Source organism: Pseudothauera lacus (assembly GCF_003034845.1).
Lineage (GTDB): Bacteria > Pseudomonadota > Gammaproteobacteria > Burkholderiales > Rhodocyclaceae > Pseudothauera > Pseudothauera lacus.
The window spans coordinates 244,574-267,462 of sequence record NZ_PZKC01000001.1 but is presented as its reverse complement, the minus strand read 5'-3'; the positions used below and the strand labels follow the sequence as shown (position 1 = coordinate 267,462).

Here is a 22,889-nt window from a genome sequence, read left to right as displayed (position 1 = left end):
AGCCTGCCGCGAAGCCTGCCGCGAAGCCTGCCGCGAAGCCTGCCGCGAAGCCTGCCGCGAAGCCTGCCGCGAAGCCTGCCGCGAAGCCTGCCGCGAAGCCTGCCGCGAAGCCTGCCGCGAAGCCTGCCGCGAAGCCTGCCGCGAAGCCTGCCGCGGAACAGGTGGTGCGCAAGGAGAAGCGCGAGAAGGTGGTGCGCGATTCCTTCTCCATGCCGAAGAGCGAGCATGCGCGCATCAAGACCATGCGCACCGATCTGGCTCGCAGCGGACGCATCTGCAGCAAGTCGGAACTGCTGCGTGCGGCGCTGCAACTGCTGGCGACGCAGCCGCTGACGGCCGTTCAGGAAGCGCTGGAGGCCCTGCCGCGCGTGCCCAAGGGCAAGGGCAAGAAGTAAGCGACTGGCTGCGCCCTGAGCGGGCGCAGCCAGTCAGGCATCGACGACCTGCACCTGCGTCATGCCGCGCAGGGCATTGCCGACGAAGACTGCGCGGGCGGCAGCGAGATCGGCGCGGTGCAGGACGCGCTCCCGTGCGCGTCCTTCGTCGAGCATCAGGCGCCGCCAGACGCCGTCGAGCAGGCCGCAGTGCAGCGGCGGTGTGCATAGCGTGCCGTCGATATCGACGAATACGCTGCTGCGCGCCCCTTCGCACAACTCCCCGCGTTCGTTGAAGAACAGGGTGTCGAAATGCCCTTTCTCCATTGCTTCGGCGAGGGCGCGGTCATAAAGCGTACGCGCGGTGGTCTTGTGCCGCAGGAGCAGGTCGCCGGAGTCGAGCACGCTGTCGTTGAGGGTCACCGTGGCGCCTTGCGGGGTCTCGCCGAGCGGTGTGCTGGCGAGGTCGAACTGACCGTCGGCGTGCACTTCGATGCGTACCCGCAAGACCTCGGCATGCGCCGTCGTGGCGATCTGCGCCAGCGCCGCACGCAGGGCAGCCTCCTGGAGTTCGAAACCGAAGCAGCGCGCCGATTGGCGCAGGCGGTGGAGGTGGCGTTCGAGCAGTCCGTAGGGGGTGGCTGAGGCGGGTTCGCAGCGCAGCGTCTCGATGAGCCCGAAGCCTCCTCCGGCTTCACGCAGGAAGCGCGCCTTGAGCAGGCATTCACGCCACTCCTCGGCAGCGGTGGAGTCAGCGACGATGCCGCTGCCGACGCCCAGCGTGGCGTTGCCTGCGGCATCGACGACGACGGTGCGGATGGGGACGCTGAAGCGGAAATCGCCATCCGGCGCCAGCCAGCCGAGGGCGCCGCAGTACAGGCCGCGGGGGTTCTCTTCGAGCTCGCGGATGATCTCCATGGCACGGATGCGTGGCGCGCCGGTCACCGAGCCGCAGGGGAAGAGGGCACACAGGATATCGAGCAGGTCGGCATCGACCGGTGCGGCGCTGACCGTGGAAGTCATCTGCCAGACGCTCGGATAGGCTTCGACCTCGCACAGCGCCTCCACGCGCACACCACCGGCGGGGGCCAGGCGGCCGAGGTCATTGCGGATCAGATCCACGATCATGACGTTCTCGGCGCGGTTCTTCGCCGATGCCGACAGCTCATGCGCCGGGCGGTTGCGCGCGGCGGTGCCCTTCATCGGCCGGCAGCGCAGTTGGCGGCCGTGGCGTTCGACGAAGAGCTCCGGCGAGCGCGAGAGGATCTGTTCGCTGCCGTCATGTACCCAGGCGCCGTAGCGCACCGGCTGGGCGTTGCGCAGGCGCCGGTAGAGCGCCGTCGTGCTGCCGTATGCGCGCCCATGGCAGGGGAAGGTGTAGTTCACCTGGTAGCAGTCGCCGGCATGGATCAGCGCGCGTACCCGCTCTACGGCGGCGTGGTAGGCCTCCTCGCCGAGCCCCGGGTGAAGGTTGCAAACGCCGGCGAGGGCTTCGTGCTCGTCGAGTGTCGACACCGCGCGGTCGAAATCCGCCGAGGTGCGCGCGGCGTCCTGGCGGTGAGCATGGGAGAACACCCAGGCGGTGAGCAGCGGGCGGGCGCCGGGCGATGGTCGGGCGCAGGCGCGCAGGCGCGTTTCGAGCAGATGGCCGAATTCGTAGTCGATGGCGATCGCCACCCACAGCCCCTTGCGCCGCGCCGCGTCGATGGCGGCAAAGGTGGCGGCGATTTCGTCGACGGCGTGGCAGCGCAGGGTTTGCTGCAGTCCGTGCAGCAAGAGGTCGCCTGCGTCGGAGAGATTGTCGTCGAAGAGGGCGAAGGGCGGGGGCGGCAGCATGCGCGGGTGGCGGTGAACGGGGGACGAATGCGGATGGTAGCGCACACGGGCATGGTGACGGCGTGCCATACGCAGGCTGTTTATCCACTGTTTGAAAATGGTTTTATGGCAAAGCCCTGATGCGGTAGTCAATTTCAATTGCCGCTGGCATCGAACAACAGGCATCATATGCAGTTGGCTTCGCCGCGCAGGACCGTGGCTCGCCCCTTTTTCTCCCTTTCCGCACGCTGGCTGGTTCTCCCTAATGCATCTCTCCGTTCGACAGCAGCTTCTGCTCGCGGCCGCGTTAACGGTGACTGTGGTGTATGTCGCGGCCGGATGGCTCCTGCTGGGCGAACTCGACGAGGGCGCTGCACGCGATCCCCGGCTGTTCCTTGCCGTGGGGGCGGCGGTCGTGGTGCTGGGTACCGTGCTGATGGCGTGGATCGTCCATCCGCTTGCCGAAGCGATCACCCGCCTGCACCGCGTTGCGCAGGCGGCCAGTAGCGGACGTCTGCTCGAATTGCCGCCATTGCCGGTGCGTCGCGACGAGATCGGCGCGCTGGCGGACGCCCTGGCCACCATCTTCGTGCGCCTGTACAGCCACACGCACGCGCTGGAGCAGCGTGTGGACGAACGCACAGCGGAACTGCAGCGCCGCGAGGCCGAGTTGCGCACCTACAAGGCGGCGGTGGATGCCGCTTCGGTGGCAATCATGATCACCGCCCGCGATGGCCGCATCGAATACGTCAATGACGCCTTCGTCGCTGCCACCGGCTATGCCGTGCACGAGGCCGTCGGGCAGTCGCCCAGCCTGCTCAAGTCCGGGCAGACGCCTGCGGTGGTGTATCGCGAGTTGTGGCAGGCGTTGATGGCCGGCGAGACCTGGCGGGGCGAGATGATCAACCGGCGCAAGAACGGCACCGAATACTGGGAGTACAAGGTGATCTCTCCGGTGCGCGACGAGAACGGCCACTTTGCCCGCTTCGTCGCCGTTGGCGAGGACATCAGCGGCCGCAAGCAGCGCGAGGAGGGCTTGCGCCGCCTGGCCAGCATCGATGCACTCACCGGCGTGGGCAACCGCCGCCATCTGATGGAGTGTGCGGAACTGGAGTGGCGCCGTGCAGCGCGTTTCAACCTGCCGCTGGCGCTGCTGATGCTCGACATCGACCACTTCAAGCCCATCAACGATGCCTACGGTCATGCTGCCGGCGACCGTGCCATCCGGCTGCTTGCCGAGCTCTGCCTGGAGACGGTGCGCGACATTGACATCGTCGGCCGTTTCGGTGGCGAGGAGTTCGTCATCGTCCTGCCCGGCACGGCCACTGCCGGTGCGCGTGAAGTGGCCGAGCGCGTACGTACGCGGGTAGCCGAAGCGCGCTTCGCCGCCGACGACGGCAGCCTGCTGGGAATGACGGTGAGCATCGGTCTGACCGCCTTCAACCGCGGCGACAGCCTGGAGAACCTCCTTGCCGCTGCCGATGCCGCGCTCTATCGGGCGAAGAGCGAAGGGCGCAACCGCGTCGTCGCGGTCGACGATCTGCCAGGTCTGGGCGCTACGGCGGAGCCTGAAGACGCCGGCGCCGGGCCGGGAAAGCGCGGCTGACCACGCACCGGATGCACAGCCGGGCACGCCCAGGCGGGCGCTGCAGCTCAATGAAAATCACGGCTGCGCGCGGCGAGCGCGCCGAGCAGTGCGGACTGGTCGACCACGCGGCCGGCCACCAGGTGTACGACCGTACCGCTGCGGCTGATCTGGCCGAACACGCCGAGCAGGCGGGCGCCGAGCAGCTCGCTGCGCTGACGCTCGAACAGGGGCGGATGGACGATGACGTTGATCAGCCCGGTCTCGTCTTCGAGGGTGATGAACAGCGTGCCCCTGGCGGTGCCGGGGCGCTGGCGGCAGGTGACCAGGCCGGCGGCGCGGGCCAGCGCACGGTCGGCGGTCGTGGCAATGGCGCTGGCGGGAATGAAGCGCTGTGCCTGCAGGCGCTGGCGCAGCAGGGCGAGGGGGTGGCGGCCGAGGGTGAAGCCCTGCTGGCGGTAGTCGCTGAGAATCTCTTCGGCCTCGCTGGCTGCCGGCAGGGCAGGGGGCGTTTCCGGGATCCTGGTGGTGGCCAGCAGCGCCGTCTGCGGCTGTGCGCCGGCCGCCTGCCAGAGCGCCTGACGGCGCCCGCCGGCCAGTGTTGCCAGCGCTCCGCCGGCGGCGAGGGCCTGCAGCTGGCTGCGTTCAAGGCCGGCGCGGCGGCCCAGGTCGTCCACGTCAGCAAAGGCGGCCGCGGCGCGCGCCGCAACGATGCGCGCCGCGGCCGCGGCGCTGCTACCGCGCAGCAGGCCAAGGCCGAGACGCACGGTGGTGGGGGTTTCCAGCGTGCTCTCCCAGTCGCTGTGGCAGACGTCGGCAGGGCGGACCTCGACGCCGTGGCGGCGGGCATCCTGGATGAGCTGCGCGGGGGCGTAGAAACCCATCGGCTGGCTGTTGAGCAGCGCGCACAGGAACAGGGCGGGGTGGTGGCATTTGAACCAGGCGGAGAAATACACCAGCAGGGCGAAGCTGGCCGCGTGCGATTCCGGGAAACCGTAGCTGCCGAAACCTTCGATCTGGCGGCACAGGCGTTCGGCGAAGCCGGCGTCGTAGCCGCGCGCGGCCATGCCGTCGAGCAGTTGCCGGCGGTAGCGTTCGAGCTCGCCGGGACGCCGCCAGGCGCCCATCGCACGGCGCAGCTGGTCGGCCTCTCCGGGGCTGAAGCCGGCGGCGACCACCGCCAGTTGCATGACCTGTTCCTGGAAGATGGGCACGCCGAGGGTGCGGCTGAGCACTGCGCGGACTTCCGTGCGTACGCCGGCGAGGGGGTCTTCGCCACGGCGCCGGGAGGCGCGGGCGTGCAGATAGGGATGGACCATGCCGCCCTGGATGGGGCCGGGGCGGACGATGGCGACCTCCACCACCAGGTCGTAGAACTGGGCGGGCTGCAGGCGCGGCAGCATGCCGAGCTGGGCGCGTGATTCGACCTGGAAGACGCCGATGGCGTCGGCTGCGCTGAGCATGCGATAGACCGCCGCATCCTCGCGCGGGATGTCGGCCAGGGTGAGGCGGCGGGCCTGCTGGCGGCCGAGCAGGTCGAGGCAGCGGCGCAGTGCGGAGAGCATGCCGAGGGCGAGCACGTCGACTTTCAGCAGACCCATGGTGTCGAGATCGTCCTTGTCCCACTGGATCACCGTGCGACCGTCCATGGCGGCGTTTTCCACCGGTACCAGCTCGTCGATGCGTCCGCGGGCGATGACGAAGCCGCCGACATGCTGCGAGAGGTGACGGGGGAAACCGCGCAGGGTGGCGCTCAGCGCCAGCCAGCGGCACACCAGTGGCGATTGCGGATCGAGGCCGGCAGCGTGCAGGCGGCCCGCGTCGACGTGGCCGTCGTCGATGCTGACGCGTTCGGCGCACAGGCGCTCGATGCGTGCGGCGTCGATGCCCAGCGCGCGGCCGACGTCGCGCAGGGCGCTGCGCGTGCGCCAGGTGATCACCGCGGCGGCCAGTGCGGCGTGCTCACGCCCGTACTTGCGGTACAGGTACTGGATGACCTCCTCGCGGCGTTCGTGCTCGAAATCGACGTCGATGTCGGGTGGTTCCTGGCGTTCGCGCGAGATGAAGCGTTCGAAGAGCATGATGCCTTGCTCGGGATGCACCTCGGTGATCCCCAGTGCCCAGCATACCGCCGAGTTGGCCGCCGAGCCGCGGCCCTGGCAGAGGATGCCGGCGGCGCGGGCGAAGGCGACGATGTCGTGCACGGTGAGGAAGTAGGGTTCGTAGCCGAGCTCGCTGATCAGCGCGAGTTCGTCTTCGATCAGTGTCCGTACCGGCGGCGGGGCGGGATCGGCGCAGGGCGGGGGGCGCCCGGGCGGGCCTGGCGGTGGGGGGAAAACCGCCCCGGCAGGTGTGTGGTAGCGCCACTGCAGTCCGCCTTCGACCAGCCGGCGCAGCCAGCGCGCCGCAGTCTCTCCCGCAGGTACGAGGCCGGCAGGGTATTCGTAGCGCAGTTCGTCGAGCGTGAAGGTGCAGGCTGCGGCCACCTTCAGGGTCTCCGCCAGCCATGCCGCCGGCACCCGGCGGCCGAGTTCGGCACGGGTGTGCAGTCGCCGTTCGCCGTTGGCTGCAAGGGCATAGCCGCATTGCGCCAAGGGGGTGCGCAGGCGGATCGCACACAGGGTGTCGGCCACTTCACGGCGGCTGGCGTCGTGCATCAGCACGCCACTGGCAGCGGCCACCGGCAGGGCACTGGCTGCTGCCAGTGTGGCGAGCTGGTGGTGGCGGCCGGCAAGGCGGGGGCCGTGTGTGGGGGCGGCCAGCCAGCAGCGTGAGGGAAAGCGGCCGGCCAGCCAGTGTGCCTGGGCAAGGCCTGCAGAATAGTCGTCGGGCGGCAGCAGGAGGGCCAGGCAGTCGTCGACGGCGTCTGCCGTGAAGGCGTCGCGGCCGAGGCTGTATGTTCCCTTCGCTGCGGCGCGGCGTGCGCTGCTGATGAGGCGGGAAAGCTGGGCATAGCCACGGCGGCTGCGGGCGAGCAGGATCAGGGTGGGGCCATCGTGCACGCGCAGTTCGCTGCCGATGATGAGGTGCAGCGGCAACTGGCGGTTGCGGATTTCGCGGTGCGCGCGCACCACGCCGGCCAGCGAGCATTCGTCGGTGATGGCCAGCGCGCGGTATCCCAGCGCCGCGGCGGTGGCGGCCAGCTCTTCGGGATGGGAAGCGCCGCGCATGAAACTGAAGCACGACAGGCAGTGGAGCTCGGCGTAGTCTGGAATCTGCATGGTGTAACTATATACAGTTTTACGGGTTTCCAGAACGCGCCGCAGGGCATCAGGTCACGGCTGGCGGCGATGTGCGGTTGACACCATGGCGGGCTTAGGGTCTATTGCGGGAAAAGAAGAAAACACCGCAATACGGGGGTTGTGATGGGCAAGTTTTTTTCTCGGGGGGGCGCTGCCGTCTTGGCCGCGACTGGATTTCTGTTGTCCACTCCCGGCGATGTGCAGGCGCAGCAGCCGATGCCGCGCTGGGTAGTCGGTTTTGCCCAGGATACGCTTGGCAACGACTGGCGGCGGGCGCAGACCGAAGGGCTGGCGGCGGCCTTTGCGCACCATCCCGAGGTGCGCTTCATCCACACCGACGCCGGCGGCAACACCGCCCAGCAGGTGCAGGACATCCAGAGCCTGGTCAGTGAAGGGGTCGATGTACTGATCACCAGTCCGCGTGATGCCGAACTGATGGCGCCGGTCATCGAGCGGGTGCGCGCGCAGGGCATCCCCGTGGTGCTGCTCAGCCGCCGCACCAGCAGTGATGCCCACACCAGCTTCATCCGCGCCGACAACCGCGAGATCGCCCGTCAGGCGGCGCGTCATCTCGCCGAGCGCCTGAAGGGGCAGGGCAGCATCCTGGTGCTGCAGCACATCCCCACCACCTCGGTGGCCATGGAGCGTACCGAAGGTTTCTTCGAGGAACTGAAGAAGTATCCCGGCCTCAGCGTGGTGGCCATGAAGCGGGCCGATTCGCTGCGCGACAAGGCCATTCTCGCCATCGAGGAGGCACTTGCCGAAGGGCTGCGTTTCGATGCCATCTACGCCCAGAGCGACAGCATGGCGTCGGGTGCGCGTGCAGCCCTGCGCCGTGCCGGCATTGATCCCGGAAGTCTGCCCATCGTCGGCATCGACTACATCGCCGAGGCGCGTGAGGCGATCCGCAAGGGCGAGCAGGATGCCAGCTTCCGCTATCCCACCTTTGCCGAGGAGGGCGCCGAGATTACCCTGCGCATCCTCCGCGGCGAGGCGGTGCCGCATGAGGTGGTCGTCGACTCCGTCAAGGTGACGCGCGACAACGTCGAGCGCATCGCGCCGATTTTCTGATCCAGCATGGCACGCCTGTTCCGCCTCACCCAGCGCCTGCTGCTGCTGTGGTTCATCTCGGTGGCCGCGGTGCTGGCGGTGACGGGCTTTGCCTATCTGCTGTTCGAAAGCCATCAGGTCGAGGTCGAGCGCCGCTCGCGCATCGAGACGGCCTTCACCACCCTGCAGAACCACGTCGACCAGCGCGCGGCCTTGCTCGCCGGTTCTGCCCAGGCCATGGCAGAGCGCCGCAACGTGGTGGCGACGGTGGAGCTGTTTGCCAACTATTTCGATCCCGAAGCCGCCAATGTCGCCCTCTTCGATCCGCCGGCGCGCGAGCTGGCACGGGACCTGGCCGACCTGGCGCGCGCGACCACCGCCGACTGGGCGGTGATCGTCGGCCCGCAGGGGCCGATCGGCGCCTGGTGGCGTTACGGCGACGAGGACTTCAAGGCCTATTTCTCGCGCCACAGCGCTGGCGAAGAGGTCCAGGTGATGCGTGAGGGCGACGCCACCTTCGGCCCCGCCGGCTCCCTGCAGCCGTTCGTCACCCGGGTGGCTGCCGGCAGCACCATCGGTACCGGGGAGTGGCCGGTGGTGATGCCCTGCGCCACCAATGGCGGTCCGGCCTTGTTTGCCAGCCGTGCGGTGGTGGTGCGCACGACCACCGGGATGCGCGAGATGGGGCGGGTGATGCTGGGCTCCTGTCTGGATGCGGAGTTTGTCGAACGCGTGGCCGCGCAGACCGGCACGGCCTTCGGCATCGTCGGCGAGCGCAAGCTGTTCAGCCACAGCATGCCCGACATCATCCCGCCGGCCGCCGCGGCAGCGACCAGTGCCATCGACGAACGCGGCGCGGTCAAGCTGGCGGCGATCCGCTGGCATGTGGACGATACCCATGTGCTCGGCGCCGGCGACTGGCTGCTTGGCGACGGCAGCCGCAACACGGCGATGTTCGTACTCAGCCGCCAGCAGCTCGCCGAGCAGCGCGATGCGCTGTTCTCCGCCGGCCTGGCTGGTCTCGCACTCGCGGCACTGGTGGTTTTCGTGATCGGTCTGCTGTACCTGCGGCGCAGCGTCACCCTGCCGCTGGAGCGCCTCCACGAGGCCGTGGGCAACATGCGCCTGGGGCGTTACCAGCGTATCGAAGGGGTGCGGCGCGGCGACGAGATCGGCGACCTCATCGATACCTTCAACGACATGAGCACGCAGATCTACGATCGCGAGATGCAGCTGCGCCGCCTGTCGTCGGCGGTCGAGCAGAGTCCGGCGACGGTCGTCATCACCGCCCCCGACGGCACCATCGAGTACGTCAATCCGCGCTTTACCGAGGTTACCGGCTATGCCGCCGAGGAGGTGCTGGGGCGCAATCCGGGCATGCTCAAGAGCGGCAAGGTGCCGCCCGAGGTGTATGCCGAGCTGTGGTCCACCATCCAGTCCGGCAAGGTCTGGCGGGGCGAGTTCATCAACCGCACGCGCAATGGCGATCTTATCTACGAGCAGGCCTCGATCTCGCCGATCTTCGACGAGAACCGGCAGATCATCTACTACGTCGCGGTGAAGGAGGACGTCACCGAGCGCAAGCAGGCCGAGGCCCACATCAACCACCTCGCCTACCACGACGCGCTCACCGACCTGCCCAACCGCCGTCTCTTCCGCGACCGCCTCAACCAGGCCCTGCGCCAGTACGCCCGCCACGGCACGCCCTTTGCGTTGCTGATCCTCGATCTCGACCACTTCAAGGACGTCAATGACAGCCTCGGTCATTCGGTCGGCGACGAGCTCCTGCGCCAGGTCGCCGGACGGCTGCGCGGGCTGCTGCGCGAGACCGATACGCTGAGCCGGCTGGGCGGGGACGAATTTGCCATCCTGCAGGTCGGCATCAATGCGCCGGCCGATGCCGCGGTGCTTGCCGAGAAGATCCTGCTGAGCTTCCGCGAGTCCTTCGAGATCGGCCTGATGCGCCTGCACAGCAATACCAGCATCGGCATCGTCATGCCCGGCCGCGACGTCACCGATGTCGAGGACCTCATCAGCCGCGCCGACATCGCGCTGTACAAGGCCAAGGGTGCCGGGCGGGCGAGCTACGTGTACTTCGACGATTCGATGACCGCGCAGGTGCAGAACGACGCCGAACTGATTCACGATCTGGCCCGCGCCGCCGAGCTTTCCCAGCTCAAGCTGGTCTATCAGCCGCAGATCGATCTCGGCAGCGGGCGCCTGGTCGGCGTCGAGGCGCTGCTGCGCTGGGAGCATCCCAAGCTCGGCCTGATCCCGCCGCTGCGTTTCATTCCCTTGGCGGAGAGCCGTGGCCTGATGGGCGAGATCGGCCTCTGGGTGCTCACCGAATCCTGCCGTCAGTGGGCGCGCTGGCATGAACGCGGGCTCGACGTCGGGCGCGTGGCGATCAACGTCTCGGCCACCCAGTTCCGCGGTGGTCGCGGGCTGGAGCAGATGACCGAGATCATCGACAGCGGCATTGCCCAGCCGGCGGCGCTGGAGATCGAGTTCACCGAGTCCGCCTTCGTCGATGCCGGCCAGGAGACCCTGGCGTGGATCGCCGCGCTGCGCGAACGCGGGGTGCACTTTGCCATCGACGATTTCGGTACCGGCTACTCCTCGCTGATCATGTTGCGCCAGATCCAGGCCGACAAACTCAAGGTCGACCGCGAGTTCGTCAAGGACATGCTCACCGACCCCAACGACGCCGCCATCGTCCACGCCACCGTGTCGCTGGCCAAGACGCTGGGCATGGTGGTGGTGGCCGAGGGCATCGAGGAGGCCGAGCAGGCCGACTACCTGCGCGTGATCGGCTGCGACGTCGGCCAGGGCTATCATTTCGCCCGCCCGATGGACGCGGAGGAAATCCTCGCACGCTATGCATCGGGTCCGTCCTCATGACAGACCCCATGGTGCCGGCGCGGCGTTTTGGTGCGATCATCGCTGCGTTGCTGCCCCGCTGAAGGGGCAGCGTTCCAACGCACAGCCCAAGGAGCACCATTCAGCATGACCGTCCCCAGCCGCGCCCTCGATGCCGGGCGCCTGCGCACGCCCTGCGATCCCGGCCGCCTGCCGTTTGCCAGCACCGACGAACTCGAAGAACTGCCCGGCAGCCTGGGCCAGGCCCGCGCCGACGAGGCGTTGCGCTTCGGCCTCGGCATGAACCACCGCGGCTACAACGTCTTCGTCCTCGGTGCGCCCGGCACCGGGCGCCATGCCACCACCCTGCGCGTGCTGCGCGAGATGGCCGCCAGTCGTCCGCAGCCTGCGGACCTGTGCTACGTCCATGACTTCGATCATCCGCTCAGCCCGCGTCTGTTGACCCTGCCGGCCGGTCGCGGCGCCGCCCTGCGCGCGGACATGCAGACCTTCATCCGCGAGTTGCGTCCGGCGATCGAGGCTGCGCTCGACAGCGACACCCACAGCAAGCGTATCGAAGCCCTCCAGGAAGCCCATCAGGACCGCGAGGAACGCGCCTTGCAGGAGATCGGCCATGCCTGCGCCGCCGATGGCCTGGCCTTGCTGCGCACGCCACAGGGCTTCGTCTTCGCCCCCAGCCGCAACGGTGAGCCGCTCAGTCCGGAAGCTTTCGAGGCCCTGCCGGCGGAAGACCGCAAGGCCTGCGAGACCCTCGTTGACGTGTGGAGCGACCGCCTCGCCGATCTGCTCGACCAGTTCCCGGGCTGGCGCAAGAGCCTGCACGAGGCCATCGTGCGTGCCGGGCGCGATGCGCTGGCACCAGTGGTCGCCCACCTGATGCGCGAGGTCCGTGCCCGCCATGCCGACCTGCCGGAAGTCGGCCGCCTGCTCGACGCCATTGCCGCCGATCTCCTCGACAGCGGCACGGTGTGGCGGCGCGGCGACGAGGATGACGACGGCGACGACGACGAGGAGGGCGTCAGCGGCTTCCACCGCTACCAGGTCAACGTGCTCGTCGACAACGCTGCCACCTGCGGCGCGCCGGTGATCAGCGAGGACAACCCGGCGGTCGCCAGACTCGTCGGGCGCATCGAACATCTGGCACAGATGGGTACGGTGACCACCAACTTCACCCTCATCCGTGCCGGTGCGCTGCAGCGTGCCGCCGGGGGCTACCTGGTGCTCGACGCCGAGCGCCTGCTCAGCCATCCCTATGCCTGGGAGGCCCTCAAGCGCGTCCTGCGCAGTGGCGAGGTGCGTATCGAGCCGCCTTCCGAGGCGCAGGGCTGGAATGCCCCGTTGACCCTCGAGCCGCAGCCGGTGCCGTGCGAGCTGAAGGTGGTGCTGATCGGCGAGCGCGAGCTGTTCTATCTTCTCAACGAGAACGACAGCGATTTTCCCGAGCTCTTCAAGGTGGCGGCCGACTTCGACGAGGATCTGCCGCGCAACCCCGCCAGCGAACTGCAGTTCGCCCGCCTGCTCGCCGGCATGGCGCGCAAGTCTGCGCTGCAGCCATTCGGCGGCGCTGCGGTGGCGCGGCTGGTCGAGCACGCCGCGCGGGTGGCCGAGGACAGCGGCCGCCTCACCCTGCAGCTGCGCCTGCTCGCCGACGTGATGCGTGAAGCCGATCTGCTCGCCCGTCAGGGCGCTGTGGCGCAGGTCGAGCGGGCCCACGTCGACCAGGCCATCGCCGCGCGCGCGCGGCGTTTCGGGCGCTACGCCGAGCGTGTGCGCGAAAGCATGCTCGACGGCACCACGCTGATCGATACCGCAGGTGCGCGTTCCGGGCAGATCAACGGCCTGGTGGTGGTCGAGCTGGGCGGCGAGCGCTTCGGCCATCCGATGCGGATCACCGCGACGGTGCGCCTGGGGGACGGCGACGTGGTCGACATCGAGCGCGAAACCGAACTCGGTGGCGCCATCCACTCCAAGGGCGTGCTGATCCTGTCGGCCTTCCTCGCCAGCCGTTACGCCCGTCACCAGCCGCTGTCGCTGTCCGCCAGTCTGGTGTTCGAGCAGTCCTATGCCCCGGTGGAGGGCGATTCAGCCTCCCTCGCCGAGCTGTGCGCGCTGCTTTCCGCCCTTTCCGGGGTGCCCATCCGCCAGTCGCTGGCGATCACCGGATCGATCAACCAGTTCGGTGGCGTGCAGGCCATCGGCGGGGTGAACGAGAAGATCGAGGGTTTCTACGACCTCTGCGTCGCGCGCGGGCTGAGCGGCGAGCAGGGCGTGGTGATTCCGCAGGCCTGCGTGCGCCATCTCATGCTGCGCGAGGACGTCGTTGCCGCAGTGGCGGCCGGACGCTTTGCCATCCATGCGGTGGACAGTGTCGATCAGGCCATGGAGGTGCTCACCGGCATGCCCGCCGGGGTTGCCGACGCCAAGGGCATCCTGCCGCGCGGCACGCTCAACGAACGCGTCGCCGGGGCGCTGGCGGAAATGACCGCAGCGCGCCACGCCGCCGGCGAGCAGCATCCGCGTGCGCCGCGCCGCACGCGCCAGCATTCACGGGAGTAGGGCCTGCTCCCGGCGTCCCCGGCGATCCGCGGCGCGGATGCCGGGAGCGCGCCCGGGGTGGAGATCTATCCCCATCCAGCGTGGACAGGCCTGTGGACAAGTTGTGGGGCCCTTGCGCAGGTGACTGAGGCAAAGGCGTTTTGCGGCACTGCCCAATTCTTGTGCAGTGCCGCGGGCGGGAGGCGCAAAGGACGTAGAATCGCTCCCTTCCGTCCTCCGTCTCCGGCCATGACCGCTCCACTCCAGTACCGCATCTGCGCGCTCGACCCTGCCGCCCACCTTTTCGCCGTCACCTGCACGGTTGCCGGCCCGGCTGCGGGCGGGCAGCTCTTCAGTCTGCCGGCCTGGATACCCGGCAGCTACATGATCCGCGACTTCGCCCGGCACATCGTCGCCATCCGTGCCGAAGCGGGTGGCCGTGCGGTGGCCCTGGAGAAACTCGACAAGCAGACCTGGCGCGCGGCGCCGGTGCCCGGCGGGCAGGCCCTGAGTGTGCATTGCGAGGTCTATGCGTGGGATCTCTCGGTGCGCAGCGCTCATCTTGACCGCACGCACGGCTTCTTCAACGGCAGCAGCGTCTTCCTGCGCGTCCATGGGCAGGAGCACTGTCCCTGCGAGGTGGACATCCTGCCGCCCGCGGACGCGGAGCTTGCCGACTGGCGGGTGATCACCGCGATGCCGCCGGCCGGCGGGGTGCGCTCCCATGCCTTCGGGCGTTACCGCGCCGCCGATTACGAGGAGCTGATCGACCACCCGGTGGAGATGGGGCGCTTCACCGTGTACGCTTTCGAGGCCGCCGGGGTCGCCCACGAAATCGCCCTCAGTGGCCGCCACGACTGCGATGGCGAGCGCCTGTGCGCCGATCTGGCACGCATCTGCCAGTGGCAGATCGACCTCTTCGGTGCGCCACCGCCGATGGACTACTACGCCTTCCTGACCATGGTGGTGGGCGAGGGCTATGGCGGGCTGGAGCATCGCGCCTCCACCGCGTTGCTGACCAGCCGCGCCGATCTGCCCTGGCAGGGGATGAAGGTGCCCACCGACGGCTACCGCCAGTTTCTCGGCCTGTGCAGCCATGAGTACTTCCATACCTGGAACGTCAAGCGCATCAAGCCGGCGGCCTTCGTGCCCTATGATCTGAGCCGTGAAAACCACACTGCACTGCTGTGGGCTTTCGAAGGCTTCACCTCCTATTACGACGATCTCGCCCTGGTGCGCAGCGGGGTGATCGGCGTCGATGACTATCTCGGCCTGCTCGGCAAGAGCATCTCCGCGGTCCTGCGCGGGCCCGGGCGCAAGCGCCAGAGCCTGGCGGAGTCGAGCTTCGATGCGTGGACCAAGTACTACCGCCAGGACGAGAACACCCCCAACGAGGTGGTGAGCTACTACGCCAAGGGCGCCCTGGTGGCGCTCGCCCTCGACCTGCAACTGCGCGCAGCAGGGCAGGGAGGCAGTCTCGACGAGGTCATGCGCGTGCTGTGGCGGCGCCATGGCAGCGGAACGCCGGGGGTGCCCGAGGATGGCATTTTTGCCGCCGTCGCCGAGGTGGGCGGTACGGCGCTGGCGCGCTGGCTGCGGCGCGCCGTCGAGGGTACCGCTGATCTGCCGCTGGCGCGCCTGCTGAAGCCTTTCGGCATTGGCTGGCGGGCGGCTGCGGCGGCAGCGCTGCCGTGGCTGGGGGTGAAGTTCGCCAGCGGCGCTGCTGAGGCCCGCCTGGCAACGGTATACAGCGACGCCCCGGCACAGCGCGCCGGCCTGGCGGCCGGTGATGTGCTGGTCGCCATCGACGGCCTGAAAGCTGCTACTGCCAATGCCGTTGATGCCCTGCTGGGCCGCCGCCGGCCCGGCGAACGGGTGCAGGTGCACGCCTTCCGGCGCGACGAACTGATGTGTTTCGAGGTCGAGCTGGGGGTGCCGCCGGCCGATCAGGTCACGCTGGCGGCGCTGCCGCGCGCCAGCGTGGCGGCGCAGCAGCTGCGTCGCGCCTGGCTGGGGCAGTGAGCCGCGCTCAGGCGTTCTCGCTGTGGCGCCCGGGGAACAGTCGCGGTGCCCAGTAACGCGAGGCGAGGAAGGCGAACAGGCCGGCCATGATCAGCCAGAATCCCACCCCTTGCCAGAAGGCGGTGGGGTCGGTGGCGAGGAAGTAGTCGCGCGGCGGGCGCACGAAGTGGATGCGGCCGCTGAGCATGGCCTGCACTGCGGCGCCAACGGCCGCCAGCGCCGGCGCGAACCATACCAGCAGGCCGAGGGTGACGATGATGCGGTCGGCCAGCGGCGTGCTGCGTGCCCGCGGCCGGTATACGCTTTCCACGCCATACCACAGGCTGAGGATGAAGCCGACCACGGCGACGATGGGCAGCACCGCCATGACACCGCCGAGCAGGGTGGCGGTGAGCATGAAGGTGGCACCTTCGAGTGGCATCACCTGGGCCCAGATCTCCGGCAGGCGCAGGAACAGCCAGGTTGACGTGGCGACCCCGAAGAGCAGGGCAAGCAGCGCGTAAGCGGCGCAGCGGCGCGCGTAGTCGCCGGGCAGTTCGTGTTCGCGGGGCTGGGGCAGCAGGGGCATGGTCGGTGTCGCGGCTAAAAGGGCCAAGTGTACAGGGAATCGCCCCCGCCCGGCAGTTCAGCCATGCAGCCCATGCACATACCATTGCCCGGGCTGGTCGAGATCCTCGAACACCCAGCACAGCGCGCAGCGGCTGTCGCGGGCAAGGTAGTAGTCGCGCCGCACCGGCGCGCCGTCCCACCACCCCGATTCGATGCGCTCGGGGCCTTCGAGCAGGGTCAGCGTTGCCCGTCCGACCTGCCGTGGCGCCTGTGCCAGCCACAGCGGACGGGGGGCGGCGGGCAGACTGTCGCAGTTGCCGCGGCGGCCTGCGGCGGTGATGCCCCAGGCCCTCTCGGGGCGGTGATCGGCATGCAGGCACAGGCTGCCGACCCGTTCCGCGCCCAGGCGTGCACGCAGGCGGTCGGCGAGCAGGGCGGCATCCCCGTCCTTGCCGCCGGCTGGGCCGAAGAGATCGCCGCTGCGCTGTGCGGCGCGCTGCGCTGGACCGCTTTCCAGGGCCATCGCCACGACCGCTGCAGGCAGGGTGAGGGTGGCCAGGTGCTCGCGGGCGAGGACGAGCAATTGCGTCTGCGCGCGCGTCGGCGTGGTGCTGTGGATGTCGACGATGGTGGGCGGATGGTGTTCATGTTCGAGCACCAGGCGGCAGTCTTCCAGCACTGCCTGGTGTGCCCACAGCCAGCCTTCGAGCGCGGCGAAGAGACGGCTGACGGCGAACAGCAGGGGCTCGATGCGGGTGCTCGGGTGAGGCAGCAGCAAGTGGCCGCGATGGCGTTCGGGAGGCTGGTAGGACAGGCGCGGGTCGGCGACCTCGCCGCATGCCTGGGCAAGCAGCGCATGCACTGCGGCGCCCTGGCGGCGGGCCAGCCCGGCGCGTGGCAGGCGGCGGGCCTGGCCGAGGCTGCGGATGCCGAGGGTGGCGAGCAGCTCGAGCACGGCGGTGCTGACGCCGGCGCCGGCGAGCAGGTCGACGGGCAACTCGTCGAGGACTTCCTGCCAGCCGTGTGTGCCGTCGATCAGGCATCCCGGACGGTGCTGTGCCAGCCATTGTGCGGCGCGTGGGGTGGGTGCCACGGCGTGGTGGACGTGCAGGCCGAGTGCGGCGACGGCGCTGCCGATCTCACCCGCCAGCATCTGCAGGCCGCCGAACAGGCGCAGGCTGGCGGCAATGTCGAGCAGGACGGTGTCCGGGGCGGCGATGCTGAGCTGCGGCGTGTAGCGCCCGGCCCAGGCGGCAAGTTCCTCCAGGGTGGCCTGTTCGAGTTCCGGGCGTCGTGCATGGAGGACGATCTGCGGCGCCATTGCCAGGGCGGCGGCAATGCTGCAGCCGGGGTGCACGCCGCGCGCACGTGCGCTGGCGCTGACGGCAATGACCTGTGCACGCGGCTGGTGCACGGTGACTGCAGTGGCAGCGTCGTCAGGCGCAGCGCGGGTAAATACCTGCAGGGGCAGATCGGGCAGGTGCAGGGCAAGCCACAGCATGGGGCGGCGCAGTGGTATCGGTGCGGGCGGGCAGGCGCAGGTGCAGGGCTGCGCTGGCGGCCGGGCCGCGGCGTTTGAGGATGTGGATGCTGACTCCGCCAGGGGCGGCGCTCAGCTGCAGGCGCAGGACGGCTGGCGAGGCTTGGGCGGCAGCTGCCGGGGGGCGGAAGAGGAAGAGCGGGGTGGCCGATGCCTCTGCGGCCAGCTGCAGGCGGCGCAGGGAGGCGTTGTCGGTTTGCGCCGGCCAGGCCAGCACTGCACTGCAGGCGCCCGAGGAACAGGCCTGGCGGATCGCCCACTGGGTCTGCGCGGCATCGCCGTTGCGCACCAGCAGCACGCGTTCGAGGGGGACGCCCGCTGCATGCAGGGCTGGTGCGTAGGGCAGCAGCGGCGGGGCGATGAAGGCCAGCCACTGCTGCGCGCCGGTGCGCCGCATCAGCGGCAGCAGCAGGCTCAGCTCACCGATGCCGGGAGTCGTGGCAATGAGTTCGGTGAGCGCACCCCCCGGCCAGCCCCCGCCCGGCAGTTCGGCGTCGAGTTCGGCAAAACCGGTGGGGTGGGCAGGGCGGCTGGCGGCAGCAAGCTGGTTGCCCTGCCAGACCAGCCCGGCAGGCAGGCTGGCAAGTGCGGCGGATGGTGCGCCCATGGCTCACTCCTGTTTTCCGGTGGGCGCGGTGGGGGCGGGCTCAGCCGTTGCGGATGAGGCCGACCATGATGCCCTCGATGCTCAGCGCGGCGCTGCCGGCACCGAGCACGATGGGGGCGAAGTCGGGGTTGGCGGGGAGCAGTTCGACCTGTGCGCCACGGCGCCGGAAGGTCTTCACGGTGACTTCGTCATCGACGCGGGCGACGACGATCTGGCCGTTGCGCGCTTCTTGCTGCCGGTGTACGGCGATGAGGTCGCCTTCGAGGATGCCGGCGTCGCGCATGCTCATGCCGCGCACGCGCAGCAGGTAATCGGCACGCGGGGTGAACAGCCCGGGATCGAGCTGGAAACGCGCTTCGACGTGTTCAGTGGCGAGGATGGGGCTGCCTGCGGCCACCCGGCCAACCAGTGGCAGACCGCTGCCGCCGGGCAGGCGGATGCCGCGTGCGCGCCCTTCGTCGAGTTCGATGGCGCCCTTGGCAGCCAGTGCGCGCAGGTGCGATTCGGCTGCATTGGGGGAGCGGAAGCCGAAGGCTGCACACAGTTCGAGGCGGGTGGGCGGACGGCCGCTGTCATCGACGGTGCTGCGGATGAAGTCGAGGATTTCCAGCTGGCGGGCGGTGAGGTCGGTGGTGTGCGGCGGCATGGCGGCTGTTCCGGCTGAGATGGCGGCAGGGCGGTCTGTGGCTTTGTGCTTGCTCGGTGTAAGTTTAAACAGTTGATGTGCCGCCGTCGAGTCTTGCGCCGGGAAAGCCTTGGGTGCCGTGCCGGCACGAACGCCCGACGCCGACAGTCTGCTAGAATCGTCCGCACGTCAGGGAGGAGCCCATGCTGCAGAGCGGAGACATCGCACCACCATTCGCACTGCCGGATGCGGACATGGAAATGTTCGAACTGGCCGCCGAGCGCGGCCGGCATCATGTGGTGCTTTATTTCTATCCACGCGACAACACGCCGGGCTGCACGCTGCAGGCCGCCGATTTCGGCGACCATGAAGGCGATTTTGCCCGTCATGACTGCATCGTGGTGGGCGTCAGCCCCGACGACTGTCTCACCCACGCCGAGTTCCGCGATCAGCACGGACTGTCGGTGCGCCTGCTGTCGGATCCCGATACCGAGGTGTGCAGGCTGTACGACGTCTGGCAGCAGAAGGAGGTCGACGGTGTGAAGAAGATGGGCGTGCGGCGGACGACCTTCGTCATCGACAAACAGGGCGTGATCCGCCACGCGCTCCACGATGTCACGCCCCGCGGCCATGCCGCCGCGGTCTTTGAACTGGTCAAGGAACTGGAAACCCAATCATGCAAGCGCAAATCGCCAAGAACACCGTCGTAACCCTCAACTACACCGTGCGTGACCCGGACGGCAACATGATCGACGACGGCGCCCACCCCCTGGTCTACCTGCACGGCGGCTACGACGGCATCTTCCCGGTGCTCGAAGAGGTGCTGCAGGGCAAGCCGGTGGGCGAGCAGTTCCAGGTCAAGCTGCAGCCCGAGGACGCCTTCGGGCCCTACGAGGAAGAACTGGTGCTGATCGAGGACGCTGCGCTGTTCCCCGACAACATCGAGATCGGCATGTCCTTCGAGCGCGTCACCGATGACGGCGAGGAAGAGATGCTCTACCGCATTACCGACATCGCCGACGGCAAGGTAGTGGTCGACGGCAATCACCCGCTGGCCGGGATGGCGCTGGTGTTCGACATTACCGTCGCTGAAGTGCGCCCGGCCAGTGCCGAGGAAATCGCCCACGGCCACGTCCATGGCGAGGGTGGCCATCACCACTGAGCCACGCCCGCAGCACGAGCCCGCTCCCCCCTTGCTGGCGGTGAGCGGGTTGCGGGTGCGCATCCGCACCCGCGACGCCCTGCTGACACCGGTGGCAGGGGTCGATTTCACCCTTCATGGCGGCGAGACCCTGGCCCTGCTCGGCGAATCGGGCTGTGGCAAGTCGATGACCGCGCTGGCCATCGCCCGCCTGCTGCCCGACAGCGCAGGCCTGGAGGCGCAGGCCTTGCAGCTTGGTGGCGAGGATCTGCTCGCATGCAGCGAGGCCGCCATGCGTGCGGTGCGCGGCGGGCGCATCGGCATGGTCTTCCAGGAGCCGGGCACCAGCCTCAACCCGGTGATGACGGTACATGCCCAGATCGCCGAGGTGCTCGCCCGTCACCGCGCCCTGCGTGGTGCCGCAGCACGCGCCGAAGCGCGCCGCCTGCTTGAGGCGGTGGGTATCGCCGATGCCGGGCGGCGCCTCGACGATTACCCCTTCCAGTTCTCCGGCGGCATGAAGCAGCGCGTGATGATTGCCATGGCGCTGGCCGGCGACCCCGAACTGCTCATTGCCGACGAGCCCACCACCGCGCTCGATGTCACCATCCAGGTCCAGGTGCTCGACCTGCTTGCCAGGCTGCAGGCCGAACGCGGCATGGGCATGCTGCTGATCACCCACGATCTGGGCGTGGTCGCGCGCATGGCCCACCGCGTCGGCGTGATGTATGCCGGCGAACTGGTGGAGAGCGCGCCGCGCGCGGACTTCTTCGCCGCGCCGCTGCACCCCTATGCGCGCAAGCTCTTTGCCGCCTTGCCCGATGCCGCACAGCGCGAGCGCCCGCTCGATGCCCTCGGCGGCAGCGTCCCGGGGCTCGACCAGGCTTTCGCCGGTTGCCGCTTTGCCGGACGCTGCCCGCAGGTGATGGCCCTCTGCCGCACTCAGGCGCCGGCGTGGCAGCAGCGTGGCACGCGCGCGGTGCGCTGCCATCTGTATGCCGACAATGCCTCCGCCGCGGTGCTGGCGAGCGCATTGCCAGCGCCGTTTCCGCCGGCTACGCCGGGTACGCCGCAGGCCGTCCTCAGCGTGCGCGACCTGCAGGTCCATTTCCCCGTGCGCAAGGGTTTGTTGCGCCGTGCCGTGGGCCAGGTGCGCGCCGTCGATGGGGTCAGCCTGGATCTGCACCGCGGGCGCACCCTGGCCCTGGTCGGCGAATCGGGCTGTGGCAAGACCACCGTCGGCAAGGCGCTGCTGCAACTGATCGCCGCCAACGCCGGCAGCGTGCGCCTGGATGGCGAGGAACTGGCCGGGCGCACGGCGGCGCAACTGCTGCCGATGCGCCGCGCGATGCAAATGGTGTTCCAGGATCCCTTTGCCTCGCTCAACCCGCGCATGAGCATCGGCGCCATCATCGAAGAGGGCATGCAGGCGCTCGGAGTCGGCGCCGACGATGGCGAGCGCCGCCGCCGCGCCGATGCGCTGCTCGAACGCATCGGCCTGAGTGCCGCGATGCGCAACCGCTATCCGCACGAATTCTCCGGCGGCCAGCGCCAGCGCATCGCCATTGCCCGCGCCCTGGCGGTATCGCCACGGGTGCTGGTGTGCGACGAGCCGACCAGCGCGCTGGACGTTTCGGTGCAGGCGCAACTGCTCAACCTGATGCGCGAACTGCAGCGCGAGATGGGGCTGGCCTACCTGTTCATCACCCATAACCTGGCCGTGGTCGAATACCTCGCCGACGAAGTCGCGGTGATGTACCTCGGTCGCATCGTCGAGAGCGGTAGCGCCGCGCAGGTGCTCGGTGCGCCCGCCCATCCCTACACCCGCATGCTGCGTGCGGCGATTCCGCGCATCGACGCCGCCGCGCCGGCGCCAGCCACGGCCGCGCCCGCCGCTGAACTGCCCTCGGCGCTGGCGCCGCCGTCCGGCTGTCATTTCCATCCGCGCTGCCCTCATGCCGACGAGCTCTGCCGCCGCAGCTATCCGCCTCCGCGCGCACTGGCCGGCGGCCATCTGCTGCATTGCCACCATCCGCTGGGCGCAGAGGCGCCGCGGGCGTGAATAAGTGCGCGCTGATGTTCAAATCGTCACGCTCGTTCAGCTTTCATTCATGACGTCCGCGCCTGCTGCCGCTATCCTCGTGCAATCATCCTAGAAACCGCAGTTGATCGCTCCAAATGACCTCGAATGCCATACATGGCTTGGAATGTGTGCTGATGACGACTTTCACCCGGTGGGTGAGTCCGCTACGTGTCCGATTGCACGCCTGGCGAGCCGCCTGGCTGCGTTGCTCCTCCTTGCAGGGGCGGAGGCGGGGTTTCGCGGCGCATGCGCCGCGCCGCCGGAGCCGGTCGGATGTGCAAATCCGGCCGTGGAAGACCATGCCGAGTCGTCTCGCCTTGCCAGACGGCTCGCCAGACGCACACTCGAACACGTCCAACTGCGGTTTCTAGGATCATCAATTTCCCGCTGAGGAGTCCGTCTTGGCAATCTTCTGGCGCAAGCAGCTGGCCATCGGCCATCCGGAGATCGACGCCGATCACCAGTTGCTGATCTATCTCGTCAACACCGTAGAACTGGTCCTGCGCCATCCCGAACACATCGAACAGCTTTCGATGGCCTTCGATGAACTCGAACGCTACGCCCACGAGCATTTCGAACGCGAGGAGAAGATCCAGGTCGCCTGGGGCTATCGCCACCTCGACGAGCACAAGGGCGAGCACCGCAAGCTGCTCGACAGCCTGAAACTGCTGCGCAAGACCGTCGAGCAGGCCATCGTCGACAGCGACGATCCACAGGCTGCGGTGCGCCAGCACAGCGAGCACGTCAGCCAGTTTCTGCGCTCCTGGCTGCTCGATCACGTCGTCAAGGTCGATACGGGCATGCGCGAGCTGTTTATCAAGAGCAAGGTATTCTGAAACAG

16 protein-coding genes are annotated in these 22,889 nt (G+C 68.8%); 10 read left to right on the top strand and 6 right to left on the bottom strand.

Features of this window, described 5'->3' with window-relative positions; translation table 11 throughout:
• A partial coding sequence (locus C8261_RS17255) for a hypothetical protein (protein ID WP_219905103.1) occupies window positions 1-395 on the top strand: 395 nt, incomplete at its 5' end.
• Window positions 396-428: 33 nt separating this feature from the next.
• On the opposite strand, the gene pabB is transcribed toward C8261_RS17255, so the two are convergent.
• Window positions 429-2,210 carry an aminodeoxychorismate synthase component I gene (pabB, locus tag C8261_RS01200; RefSeq protein ID WP_107491823.1) on the bottom strand — a complete coding sequence of 594 codons (1,782 nt, stop codon included), beginning with the start codon at window positions 2,208-2,210 and terminating at the stop codon, window positions 429-431.
• Between the two features lie 301 nt (window positions 2,211-2,511).
• Here pabB and C8261_RS01195 point away from each other — a divergent pair, with 301 nt between their 5' ends.
• Complete coding sequence (locus C8261_RS01195) at window positions 2,512-3,795, top strand: sensor domain-containing diguanylate cyclase (RefSeq protein ID WP_235864792.1); 1,284 nt, start codon at window positions 2,512-2,514, stop codon at window positions 3,793-3,795.
• Window positions 3,796-3,842: 47 nt separating this feature from the next.
• Here C8261_RS01195 and C8261_RS01190 read toward each other — a convergent pair whose 3' ends face one another.
• Window positions 3,843-6,995 carry an error-prone DNA polymerase gene (locus C8261_RS01190; protein WP_107491821.1) on the bottom strand — a complete coding sequence of 1,051 codons (3,153 nt, stop codon included), beginning with the start codon at window positions 6,993-6,995 and terminating at the stop codon, window positions 3,843-3,845.
• 201 nt (window positions 6,996-7,196) lie between these two features.
• On the opposite strand from C8261_RS01190, the gene C8261_RS01185 reads away from it, so the two are divergent.
• From C8261_RS01185 to C8261_RS01170, 4 genes are all read left to right on the top strand, one after another.
• Window positions 7,197-8,087, top strand: coding sequence for a substrate-binding domain-containing protein (locus C8261_RS01185; RefSeq protein WP_181358793.1), 891 nt, complete (start codon window positions 7,197-7,199; stop codon window positions 8,085-8,087).
• 6 nt (window positions 8,088-8,093) lie between these two features.
• A complete protein-coding gene (locus C8261_RS01180) occupies window positions 8,094-10,967 on the top strand; it encodes a putative bifunctional diguanylate cyclase/phosphodiesterase (RefSeq protein WP_107491819.1) in 2,874 nt (957 codons plus the stop codon).
• A gap of 105 nt (window positions 10,968-11,072) precedes the next feature.
• Window positions 11,073-13,502 (top strand): Lon protease family protein, encoded by a 2,430-nt coding sequence (locus C8261_RS01175; protein WP_107491818.1) that lies wholly within the window; start codon window positions 11,073-11,075, stop codon window positions 13,500-13,502.
• 228 nt (window positions 13,503-13,730) lie between these two features.
• The gene (locus tag C8261_RS01170; protein WP_107491817.1) at window positions 13,731-15,503 is read left to right on the top strand and encodes a M61 family metallopeptidase; all 1,773 of its coding nucleotides are present in this window, start codon (window positions 13,731-13,733) and stop codon (window positions 15,501-15,503) included.
• A 7-nt stretch (window positions 15,504-15,510) separates the two neighbouring features.
• Here the strand turns inward: C8261_RS01170 and C8261_RS01165 are convergent, their stop codons facing one another.
• The 4 genes from C8261_RS01165 to lexA are packed head-to-tail and all read right to left on the bottom strand — an operon-like array spanning window position 15,511 to window position 18,845.
• The gene (locus tag C8261_RS01165; RefSeq protein ID WP_107491816.1) at window positions 15,511-16,071 is read right to left on the bottom strand and encodes a hypothetical protein; all 561 of its coding nucleotides are present in this window, start codon (window positions 16,069-16,071) and stop codon (window positions 15,511-15,513) included.
• A 57-nt stretch (window positions 16,072-16,128) separates the two neighbouring features.
• Entirely contained in the window at window positions 16,129-17,553 is a 1,425-nt protein-coding gene (locus C8261_RS01160; protein ID WP_107491815.1) for a Y-family DNA polymerase, read from the bottom strand.
• Window positions 17,489-18,199, bottom strand: coding sequence for a translesion DNA synthesis-associated protein ImuA (imuA, locus tag C8261_RS01155; RefSeq protein ID WP_107491814.1), 711 nt, complete (start codon window positions 18,197-18,199; stop codon window positions 17,489-17,491). Before imuA ends, C8261_RS01160 begins: the two co-directional genes overlap by 65 nt.
• 40 nt (window positions 18,200-18,239) lie before the next feature.
• Window positions 18,240-18,845, bottom strand: a complete 606-nt coding sequence (gene lexA, locus C8261_RS01150) for a transcriptional repressor LexA (protein ID WP_107491813.1) — start codon at window positions 18,843-18,845, stop codon at window positions 18,240-18,242.
• 182 nt (window positions 18,846-19,027) lie between these two features.
• On the opposite strand from lexA, the gene C8261_RS01145 reads away from it, so the two are divergent.
• The 4 genes from C8261_RS01145 to C8261_RS01130 all read left to right on the top strand — a co-directional run bounded on the left by C8261_RS01145 (window position 19,028) and on the right by C8261_RS01130 (window position 22,884).
• Window positions 19,028-19,534, top strand: coding sequence for a peroxiredoxin (locus tag C8261_RS01145; protein WP_107491812.1), 507 nt, complete (start codon window positions 19,028-19,030; stop codon window positions 19,532-19,534).
• On the top strand, window positions 19,501-19,986 hold the full coding sequence (locus C8261_RS01140) for an FKBP-type peptidyl-prolyl cis-trans isomerase (RefSeq protein ID WP_107491811.1): 486 nt from the start codon (window positions 19,501-19,503) through the stop codon (window positions 19,984-19,986). Before C8261_RS01145 ends, C8261_RS01140 begins: the two co-directional genes overlap by 34 nt.
• Window positions 19,970-22,027: a dipeptide ABC transporter ATP-binding protein gene (locus C8261_RS01135; protein ID WP_268987163.1), complete on the top strand. Its 2,058-nt coding sequence runs from the start codon at window positions 19,970-19,972 to the stop codon at window positions 22,025-22,027. The genes C8261_RS01140 and C8261_RS01135 overlap by 17 nt, the downstream gene beginning before the upstream one ends.
• Window positions 22,028-22,449: 422 nt before the next feature.
• A complete protein-coding gene (locus tag C8261_RS01130) occupies window positions 22,450-22,884 on the top strand; it encodes a bacteriohemerythrin (protein WP_181358792.1) in 435 nt (144 codons plus the stop codon).
• The last annotated feature ends 5 nt before the right edge of the window (window positions 22,885-22,889 follow it).